Raw genomic sequence first — 1,886 nt, forward strand, 5'->3', positions numbered from 1 at the left:
GTGCTGTTGCAAATCTAGAATTTCTAGAGATGCAACAGCACCTTTCTTGTTATTATTGAACGCCAATGGTTCTCTTCAATCATCGATTTTTTAAAGTTCTTTCACCAACGCTATTTTTGGCCGAACTTAATAAGCCTATCTGGGCTAGCTGTTTTTTCCGCTAGGCTGTCTTTGTATACTCTATTACGCCAGTCTGCTTATTGCATTTTTTAGAGTAAAGCTTGTTTAGATTTATCCCGATTGCCATTAGAATCAAGTCTGAAACTACACTCTTCATGCCTCGGTGACTGAATCTATCATAACGAAGCCCGCCCTTTAGCTTGGAAAACATCCCTTCTGCTTGAATGGAGCGGTTGAGCCTCTGTATTATTCCAACATCACTTGTTATGTTTTGGTGTGACTGACGGCGGTATTCTTCAAAGGCAGGTGAAAACTGGAGGGTCTTCTTAGTTCCTCCCTCTTCCTTCTTGCTCTTGATGCATGCGCTGTTATGCTGGCATCCCGCGCATTCATTGCAGCTGTAGACTCGGGTCGTATCTTCATACCCCGAATCATATTTCTTGATTCTATCCTTATCCCGAGTCAGTTTTTTCCCATTCTTGCACTCATAGGCATCTTCTTTCTCAAGATAGAGCATGTTCTCCCTTTTGCCTATGTCGCTCTTTGACTTCTTTCGTTTGCTGGTCTCATGGTTTACCGGCTTTATGAATGACATCAGCCCGTTCACCTTAAGGAATGCATAGTTCTCTACACTCTCATATCCGGCATCCGCTACAATCCTTGTTACTCGATTTCCAAACCGGGGCAGCATCTGCTCCAGGAAGGGCCTCAAAGTATGAAGATCATTGGCTTTATGGCTGCCCATTACACCTACGATGAATGCTCCGTTTGAGGCAAACTGCATGTTATATCCTGGCTTCAGCTGACCATTTTTCATGTGGTCATCTTTCATTCGCATGAACGTGGCGTCATGGTCAGTCTTCGAGTAGCTGTTGCGGTCACCCATGAGCATCAGGTGTTCCCTGTACTTCTCAAATTTATCAAGAATATCCTTAAAGTATTCATAGTCTTTCTGCTCCTGGGATTTGTGGTGTCCAATCCCATGCACGAAGGCAATGCTTTTGCTGCTGCAATAGTTCCTTATGCGATTGAACTCCCGCTCGACATGCTTTGCAACAAAATCAAGACTGCTGTTCTCTGGCAGGTTTTGTTCCTTGATCACTCGCTCCTGCAGCTTTTTTTGGTAGCTTAGAACTGATTTGCGCCACACAAATGTATATCGACCTGCCAATGATTCAATCTTGGTCCCATCGATATATATGTTCTCCAAATCCACATGGCCGTCATCATAAAGAATCTCAACAAACTGATTCAGCAGATCAGGCGCAAAATCCTCTAGTCCCTTTCTAAAGCGGTTTACAGTGCTATAGCTTGGAGGTTTGCAATACTGAAGCAGAAAGTGGGCTCTTAGGTCGAAAATACAAAAATCCCTAATCTTGCGTGATGAGCGTATGCCTTCGCTGTAGCAGAAAAAAAGGATTTTCAACATAGTAACCGGGTCAACAACTGGCTTTCTACCCAGAATGGAATAGGTGCTCAAAATGGAATTCAAATTCATCTCCTCAACGATATTGCACACCAGTCTAACCTTGCTATGTTCCGGAATATAAGTATCAACATCAAATTGCATTCTCAGTTGCATTGTGCTGATATTTTTATTAAAATTAACATGAGTTAGGTTATTCTTCATAAATTAATTATAACTCACCTGAACTGGCTCTGCGAGCCAGTTCTAAGCTTTTAAACAACAAAAAATGGGCTACTGCAAATCATTCACGATTCGCAATAGCCCATTTTTTTACTTGGCGCTATTTTGCAACAGCACC

1 protein-coding gene is annotated in these 1,886 nt (G+C 42.4%); it reads right to left on the reverse strand.

What is annotated here, in order from left to right; genetic code table 11:
• Positions 1–160: 160 nt before the first annotated feature.
• Positions 161–1,750 (reverse strand): IS1182 family transposase, encoded by a 1,590-nt coding sequence (locus tag T472_RS05645; protein WP_023863396.1) that lies wholly within the window; start codon positions 1,748–1,750, stop codon positions 161–163.
• Between the last annotated feature and the right edge of the window lie 136 nt (positions 1,751–1,886).

Source organism: Youngiibacter fragilis 232.1 (assembly GCF_000495435.3).
Lineage (GTDB): Bacteria > Bacillota > Clostridia > Clostridiales > Clostridiaceae > Youngiibacter > Youngiibacter fragilis.

Bases quoted from the DNA above. Each gene is read 5' to 3' on its own strand.
- T472_RS05645 (WP_023863396.1), bottom strand. From the start codon at position 1,750: ATGAAGAATAACCTAACTCATGTTAATTTTAATAAAAATATCAGCACA.